Origin of the sequence: Rhizobium subbaraonis (assembly GCF_900220975.1) — a bacterium.
In the GTDB taxonomy this organism is placed as follows: domain Bacteria; phylum Pseudomonadota; class Alphaproteobacteria; order Rhizobiales; family Rhizobiaceae; genus Mycoplana; species Mycoplana subbaraonis.
Window position 1 is genome coordinate 45,170 of record NZ_OBQD01000028.1, and the last position, 8,711, is coordinate 53,880.

Annotated in this window: 5 protein-coding genes; all 5 read left to right on the top strand. The window is 57.1% G+C overall.

Annotated elements, in window-relative coordinates; all coding sequences use genetic code 11:
* The first annotated feature begins 256 nt into the window (after positions 1–256).
* The 5 genes from CRO48_RS27725 (at position 257) to katE (ending at position 8,143) form a co-directional block, all read left to right on the top strand.
* Positions 257–1,948: an FAD/NAD(P)-binding protein gene (locus CRO48_RS27725; protein ID WP_097142938.1), complete on the top strand. Its 1,692-nt coding sequence runs from the start codon at positions 257–259 to the stop codon at positions 1,946–1,948.
* Positions 1,949–2,272: 324 nt separating this feature from the next.
* On the top strand, positions 2,273–4,423 hold the full coding sequence (locus CRO48_RS27730; RefSeq protein WP_097142939.1) for a sensor histidine kinase: 2,151 nt from the start codon (positions 2,273–2,275) through the stop codon (positions 4,421–4,423).
* A gap of 449 nt (positions 4,424–4,872) precedes the next feature.
* Entirely contained in the window at positions 4,873–5,376 is a 504-nt protein-coding gene (locus CRO48_RS27735; RefSeq protein WP_097142940.1) for a DUF3597 domain-containing protein, read from the top strand.
* A 43-nt stretch (positions 5,377–5,419) separates the two neighbouring features.
* Positions 5,420–5,923, top strand: a complete 504-nt coding sequence (locus CRO48_RS27740) for a YciE/YciF ferroxidase family protein (RefSeq protein WP_097142941.1) — start codon at positions 5,420–5,422, stop codon at positions 5,921–5,923.
* 69 nt (positions 5,924–5,992) lie between these two features.
* Positions 5,993–8,143, top strand: a complete 2,151-nt coding sequence (gene katE / locus CRO48_RS27745) for a catalase (protein WP_097142944.1) — start codon at positions 5,993–5,995, stop codon at positions 8,141–8,143.
* Positions 8,144–8,711 lie beyond the last annotated feature (568 nt).

Below are 8,711 nucleotides of genomic sequence, written 5' to 3' on the forward strand. Positions count from 1 at the left end.
GTAGGATTTGCCGCCCAACTCGGCTGGAAGGTATTGAGTCTAGCGCTCGAATTCAATGAGGTCCTCACCATTCGGCGATGGGCGCGTGTCGGCTGCTACGGTACCGACGCCCCCGTCGTGAAGAAGCCATTGAAATGCATTTGCAGCTTGGGTCACGACAAGGTGTCCGATTCTTCGGGGGGTACAGGGAACCTGTTCACGCCGCTGCCATTATCCGGAGCCTGAGACAGACAAGTTCTGGGCAAGCGAGGTGTCCATGCGTCCCAGAATTGCGATTATCGGTACCGGTCCCACCGGCCTCTACACGTTCAAACAACTGATCAGCCCCACAACTCCCCTCTCGATCACCCTTTACGAAGCGGAAGGTGAGCCCGGAAAGGGAACGCCCTACCACCCCGACATGAACGATCCGGCGATGCTCTCCAACATCCCGAGCATCGAACTGCCGGCCTTCACCGAGACCCTGGTCGACTGGTTGCGGCGGCAGGATGACGAGGCGCTGATGCGTCATGGCATTCGCCGCGAGACGATCGACGAGCGGGAGTTCTACCCGCGCCTCGTGCTGGGCGATTACATGCAGGCGCAGTTAGAGCGGATGTTGGCCATTGCCGCCGATCACGGCCACGAGATTTATGTGCGCGCGCGCCACAAGGTGGTGGACATCGAAATCCAGCCGGAAGCGATCCGCCTGCGCGTCGCCCATTCCGAGGGTGAGGAAGATGCGAGTTTCGATCACGTCGTGATGGCGACGGGCCACAACTGGCCGGACAGCACGGAAATCCGCCCCGGCTATTTCGTCTCACCCTGGCCGGCGACCGTGCTGACGTCGATCCGCAACGAGGCCGTCGGCATTCTCGGCACATCCTTGAGCGGCATCGACGCGCTGATGACGGTGGCGACCGCGCATGGCATGTTCTACAGCGATGCGGCAGGCGACCTGCAATACCAGCCGGCAGCCGATACCGAAGGCCTCACCGCCACGCTGATGTCGCGCAAGGGCATCCTGCCGGAAGCGGACTTCTATTGTCCGCTGCCTTATGTGACGCCGCTCGTCTGCACCGAGGAAGCCGTCGACGCGCTGATCGCAACAGGTCGTCACGACCTGCTCGACGACGTCTTCGATCTCTTCCGCAGTGAAATCGTTGCCCGCGATCCGGATTATGCCGCGCGCATCGGCCTGTCACAGCTGACGGTCGAGACCTTCGCGGCGGCCTACTATGCCGACCGTACCGAAAACGATCCCTTTGTCTGGGCCGCGAAGAACCTGGCCGAGACCGAAGAAAACCGCGCGAAGCGCTATACCGTGCCGTGGCGCTATGCGATCCTGATCACCCACGAGATTGTCGCGCGCGTCATTCCGCATCTGGACGAGAAAGACCTCAAGCGCTTCCATCGCCACTTCAAGGGCATCTTCATCGACGACTATGCAACGGTGCCGCTGATGTCGATCCGGCGTCTGCTTGCGCTGTCGCGCTCGGGCAAACTGTCCATCTTGCGGCTCGGCGAAGACTACAAGATCCGCACCGCCGAGGACGGCCTGGATCATGGCGCCGAGGTCGTGGTGGGCGAGACCACCCATCGCTTCGGCGCCTTCATCGATGCGACCGGACAGGAGACGCTGTCGGCAACGGATCTGCCATTTCCGACCCTTGTCGCGCAGGGCGGGGTGCGGGAATCGGCGACGCCGAAACCGGGCGCGTTCCAGTTGCCCCATCGGGACCCCGCCATGGTGCGGACCGGCGGGATCGACGTCGATGAGTTTTATCGTCCGCGGCTCGGTCTGCCTTCGACGGCCAGGCTCTATTGCGCGGCGATCGCCTTCCTGTTGCACAAGGAGCCCTTCGTGCAAGGGATCACCAGCGCGAGGGACATCGGGGAAACCGTCGGCAAGGCGATCCTGGCGGATGTCGCAAAGTCCGACGAACCGCTCTTTCAGATTTCTGCGTAGACCGGGTCGCCCACGGAGATCGTCACCGGTGCTGTGGGCGCAAGGTAGAAAAAGATGCCTTAATGACTTTCCAAGGACTTTCGCCCTTTGCCATCAGACGACATGAGTAGTTAGGACGTCAATGGACTTGGCGATTGAAACGGTCTGGGTTTAATGCGCAGGAACTAATCGCCGATGTCAGGGTCGGTTGCATGATTTGAAGACCTCAACGAAATTGTGCATCACGACGCCATTGACTTAAGCAAAATGGTTGTTGCAAGACAGATCTGTGGCTGCTGACTACATGATGAGGGCGGGGTTGCGGAGACTTCGGGGGGTTGGAAGATGCTGAACGCTGCAGACGACCGAACTCAAACGGAGATGCGCGACGACCTCAGGGAGACTGTAAAGCAGCAGTTGGTCGTATTCGCGTGCAATGCGCAGATGGACATCGTGCAATGGATTGCCCCAGCACGGCCTGGCGATCATACAAGGTTGGCCGACACCTCGATCGATTGCTTATCCATCGACAAAGCCCTGGTTGGAAAGCTGCGAGAGGTTGGAAGGATCGCTCTGTCCCAGACAGGACTCGTGACTAACGATCTCGCCCTCGCTGATGGTGTGACGGTTCGAATCTCAGCGCAACGCCAGGGAGAGACGGACGCTGACCCCGCTGTGATGTTCACGCTGGTCAGTGATCTGCCGCAGCAACACGAAGACGCATCTTCTTGCCCGAACAGCGAGCCGAGGAACGCTCAATTCAGACTGGCTCTCGATGGAGCCCTCGATGGCTTCATGCTGTTTGAAAGCGTGCGCGACGGGAGTGGTCAAATCGTCGACTTCCAGTGGTCGTACGCAAACTCTGCTGCGGCAGAGATCATAGGGAAAGATCCGATCTGGTTTGAAGGGCGCCGCTTATTGGTAGAGATGCCCGGCAATCGAACTGACGGCTTGTTCGATGCGTATAAGAGTGTCGTTGAACGGGGGACACCCTGGGTTCAGAATTTTCCATACAGACACGAAGGATTGGACATTTTCGTCCGCGCCGTCGCCACGAAAGTGAATGATGGCTTTGCCGTCATGTTTGCAGACCTATCGGAACAGAAGCGCGCCGAGGCGCGCTCCACTGCCATGGAGGAACGTTTCCGGCTCGCACTTCAGGCAGGCGGAGGAATAGGCGCCTGGGACTGGGACATCGTGAACGACCGCGTCTACGCCGATGAAGCGTTTCTCCACTTCTTCGGCACTATCGGCTACGACCGCGAAGTGGGATTACCGGTTTCAGCATTCACTGACCGCATTCATCCCGACGACCGAGCGCAAGTCCAGGCAAAAATTGCCGAGGCTTTAGCCATTGGAGGCGATTTCGTCGCTGAGTATCGAGTTACTGACGCAGAAGGTAGGGAACGCTGGGCCATGGCTCGAGGCCAATGCAAAACGGCCAATGGCAATCCTGTGAATTTTCCGGGCGTCCTGATCGACGTCACGGCTCGCAGACGAATGGAGGATGCGCTACTCCACAGTGAGCAGCGGCTGAAGGCGATCGTAAACTCGATTGACCAAATGATCTGGTCGACATTGCCTGATGGCCATCATGACTACTTCAACGAGCGTTGGTATGAGTTTACAGGCGTTGAGAAGGGAACCACGGACGGAGACGGCTGGAGCGAATTGTTTCATCCAGATGATCAGGCGCGAACTTGGGAGACATGGCGTCACTCATTGAGCACCGGAGAGCCCTACCATATTGAATACCGGTTAAGACACCGAACAGGGGTCTATCGGTGGGTTGTTGGAAAAGCACTTCCTCTTCGCGGCTCAGATGGGACCATCGTCCGTTGGTACGGGACGTGTACGGACGTCCACGATCTGAAAACGGCCGAAGCGCAAAAAGAACTCATTGCGCGCGAATTGTCTCACCGCATCAAGAACCTTTTCTCGGTCATCCAAAGCATCGCTCAACTTTCGAGCCGATACCATCCCGAGGCTAGAGAATTCGTGTCGGACTTCCGGACGCGTTTGAATGCCTTGGCCTCATCGAATGACATCATTCTGCCGCAGCAGAACACCGAACAGCCTGGCGCCTATTGTCTCAATGAACTTCTTGATCGCATTCTCGGACCTTTCGTTGGGGCCGATGATACGCGATGCGCTCTTGCCGGACCGGCGATCCTGTGCACCGGACATACCTTGACGCCCTTGGCCCTGGTGTTCCACGAACTGGCAACCAACTCAGTGAAGTACGGCGCGTTGTCAGTTCCCGCCGGAAAAGTCTCTGTGCAATGGTCGATAGGCGAAAGCTCTATCCTGCTTCGCTGGCAAGAGACGGGCGGGCCGCATATTGCCGGACCGCCCGCTCAACTGGGTTTTGGATCATTCCTCCTCGGCAAAGCAGTCACAGCCCAGCTGGATGCCAAGCTTGATCACATTTGGCGGGAAGAAGGCTTGCAGGTCGACGTGAAACTCCCGTTCGGCGACGCATTTCGCTCAAGCTGACGAGACAGAGCACCTCAGCACGACGAGACAGTAGCACCATTTGCTGTCCAGACCTGACACATCGCACGTCCCTTCAGCGCGCGATAATTCGAGGAATTGCGTCTCGCACTGGCGCAAAGGTACGGCTGGAGCTCTGCCCTTAAGCTGCAACGGGTCAACCGCCTGCAACATGGCCCGGTATTCCGCAATCAACCAGCATCAGATCTCGTGAACACGATGATGCAGACCGACTGCGGGCAGACATCTTCCATTGCTTTGCTCAACTCGTCGGCCTCATTCCCCAACCATGGCATGCAGGTGGAACACTCGTGCAGGGACCGCGTTAATGGCCATCACCTTTTGGTCACTGTCTCACGGATCGTGTCCGACAGGGGGTTGTCGCGGCACGCGACACAGTGCCGATGCCACTAAGCCGGTCATTTACGACCACCCATTTTGAGGAGGCCTCATTGAGTATTTTCGACCGTATTAAGGATGCGATCTTCGGCGAAGCCCGTGCCGAGCCCGCGGCGAAGACATCTGGCGATCCATCACCACCCTCCATGCAATCGACTGTTCACGAGGAAGCTGCAATTTCATCTGCCCCGGCGGCTACTCCTGCTCCAGCTCCGGCAGCAGGGTCAACATCGGCCCAGCCGGCTGTTGTTCAGGATACGGCTAACGGTCGCGCGTCCGACACAGAGAGGGAAACAACCTCGATTGATGTCGAGACTATGCTTGATCGGGCAGTCGCACGATCCGGCCAACAACTTGACTGGCGCCATTCCATCGTCGATCTGATGAAGGCCTTAGGTATGGATGCAAGCTTGGCCGAGCGCAAAGAGCTCGCAAGTGAGCTTGGCTATACAGGTGATCCCGGCGACAGCGCCAAGATGAACACCTTCCTCCACAAGGCCCTGATGAAGAAACTGTCGGAGAACGGCGGCAAGGTGCCCGCGGAGCTTCTCGACTGAACCCTTCCCCAGATCAAAAGCTGGACACCAAGGAGAACTGAACATGGCAGCTACAAAGACACTGGATGACCTGTTTCTCGACACACTCAAGGACATCTACTTTGCGGAAAAGCAGATCCTTAAGGCTCTTCCGAAAATGGCCCGCGCTGCTCAATCGGAAGAGGGCAAGGCAGGTTTCTTGCAGCACCGTGAAGAAACCCAAGGCCAGATTGACCGCCTGGAACAGGTGTTCGAGCTGCTTGGCAAGGCGGCACGCGGCAAGACCTGCGAAGCCATCCAGGGGATCATCGCCGAGGGCGAAGAAATTATGGAAGAATTCAAGGATTCTCCGGCTCTCGATGCAGGCCTTATCTCTTCGGCCCAAGCCGTCGAGCACTATGAGATTGCGCGTTACGGTACCCTTATTGAGTGGGCCAACCAGCTCGGGCTGAAGGATGCAGTTCCCCTGCTAGAAGCTAACCTCGCGGAAGAGAAGGCGACGGACGAAAAGCTCACGAAGCTCGCCAAGGCTTCCGCAAACACCAAGGGCAAAAGCAAAAAGGCTTGAGGTCCTGACCTCTAGAGGCTGTCCTCCGGGGCGGCCTTTTCCGTGTTCAACCTATCGCAGGGGACCATTGTGGCAAAACGTACGACACGGGCTACCGGCTCGACATCATCGACGGATATCGTCACCATCCATGACCAGCAGCTTCACCGCGGGAAAGGCGGCGAGCTTCACCAGATTGCGGAAGACGGCGCCGAATTGCTTACCACGTCGCAGGGCGGACCTGTCGCAGACGATCAGAACTCTCTCCGGATCGGTGCCCGAGGTCCTTTGCTCGTGGACGATTTCCATTTCCGGGAGAAGATTTTCCATTTCGACCATGAACGCATTCCTGAACGGGTGGTCCACGCAAGAGGCTACGGCGCTCACGGGTTCTTCGAAACATACGAGCCTCTAACGGAGATCACACGAGCGGATCTTTTTCAGCGGGCAGGTGAAAAGACGCCTGTCTTCGTCCGCTTTTCAACCGTCGCCGGCAACAAAGGGTCTGCGGATCTTGCCCGCGACGTACGCGGCTTTGCCGTCAAATTCTACACCCAAGAAGGTAATTGGGATCTCGTTGGCAATAACATTCCAATTTTTTTCATTCAGGATGCCATCAAGTTCCCAGATCTCATTCATGCTGCCAAGCAAGAACCTGATCGCGCGTTCCCTCAAGCGCAAACCGCCCATGACAATTTCTGGGACTTCATTAGCCTGACGCCAGAAAGCATGAACATGGTCATGTGGATCATGTCAGACCGCACAATTCCGCGATCTTTTCGGTTCATGGAAGGGTTCGGGGTCCACACCTTCCGATTCGTTAACGCGAAAGGCGCGTCGACATTCGTCAAATTTCACTGGAAGCCCAAGCTCGGCCTACAGTCGGTGGCGTGGAACGAGGCTGTCAAGATCAACGGTGCTGACCCCGACTTCCATCGTCGTGACCTCTGGCAAGCAATCCAGTCAGGCAACTTTCCGGAATGGGAACTTTGCGTTCAGCTTTTCGATCAGGAATTTGCCGACAATTTCGACTTTGATGTTCTCGATCCGACGAAAATCATCCCCGAGGAAGTTTTGCCGGTGAAGCCGATTGGGCGGATGGTGCTAGACCGTATGCCCGGTAATTTTTTTGCGGAAACCGAGCAAGTTGCGTTCATGACACAGAACGTGCCGCCAGGAATAGACTTCAGCAACGATCCACTTCTGCAGGGCCGAAACTTCTCCTACCTAGACACCCAGCTCAAGCGCCTTGGCGGTCCAAACTTCACGCACCTCCCAATCAACGCGCCAAAGTGTCCCTTCCACAACTTCCAGCAAGACGGACACATGGCAATGCGCAATCCAGTCGGCCGGGTGAACTACCAGCCGAATTCATTCGGAGAAGGTCCACGGCAGTCTCCGTCCAAGGGGTATCAACACTTCGCAGCTGACGAAAACGGGCAAAAAGTTCGGCTACGCCCGGAGAGCTTCGCCGACCACTATAGTCAAGCCCGACAGTTTTTCCTCAGCCAAACGCCGGCTGAACAGCGACACATCGCGATGGCTCTGACGTTCGAACTGAGTAAGGTCGAAACCGTTGCTATACGCGAACGGATGATTTCGCACCTGCTAAACATCGACGAGACACTTGCCACGACTGTCGCCCAAAAGCTTGGTATCCAAGCCATGCCTAAGCCGGCTGACGCTGCCATCCCGACTCGTCAGGATCTGGAACGCTCCCCCGCGCTCAGCATCGTCGAGAACGGCCCCAAACGGTTTGAAGGTCGCAAGCTAGGCGTGCTTGTTACCGATGGCGTTGACGCAAAGCTCCTCAAAAAGCTCAAGACCACAATCGAGAAGGAGAAGGCTTTGCTTGAGCTGATCGCGCCGAAGGTTGGCGGCGTGACGGCGTCGGATGGGTCTCGAGTTGAGGCGCATCACATGATAGATGGCGGTCCCTCAGTGCTGTTCGACGCGGTCGCCGTTCTGGCGTCTCCAGCTGGGATCGAGGACTTAGAGATGGAGGCAACCGCAAGAGACTTCGTGGCGGATGCCTTTCAGCACTGCAAGTTCATTGGTTATGATGAGAACGCCTTCCCGCTTCTCGTCAAAGCTGGCATTGCGAACGATCTCGACGAGGGTACGATTTTGCTTCCTGGCGACGAGGGACTTGCCGCCTTCGTATCCGAGCTCGGAAAGCTTCGGGTCTGGGGCAGAGAACCTGGTATCAAGCTGGGTAAGGCATCTTCACCTGAAACCTAAGTGCGAGATCATCCACGTAGGATGCTGTCGCAGAGGCGACAGCATCCTATCCATTTGGGAAAACGGTGGATGCGATAAATCAGTATCGGCCTGCGATCCTGTCACTTCAGGCCAAATTTGCATAGGTCGGAGTTAGATCGCGACTGGTGCAGTTCTTCCGCGGACGGCTGCAATAAGACGTGGCCATTCCCACCGACCTGCCTCTCGGCAAGGACAATGTCGGGGATGGGAAATGCGCCGGATGACGTAGGAACTCGTCTGCCGTTTCGTTGGCCATGAGAAGAAACCGGAAAAATCCTCGTGTTTTCCATATCATCGTGTCCGGTTGACACGGCGCATTTCCCAGTCAGACAACGGTCTTCGGCCTGGATAGTTCCGCGCTAAGCAATCCGCTCAATCAAGAAGGCGTGTTGATCGTCCGGGGCATCGTCGAGCGCTGTTGTGATACTGCAAAGTTGCCGCACCCAGCGACGTGCGGATTCCGGTCTGAAGCCGGCCGGCATTCCGATTAATTACCGGCCACCGTTCCGATTTGAAGCCGGCCACTATTCCAATCAATTACCGGCCG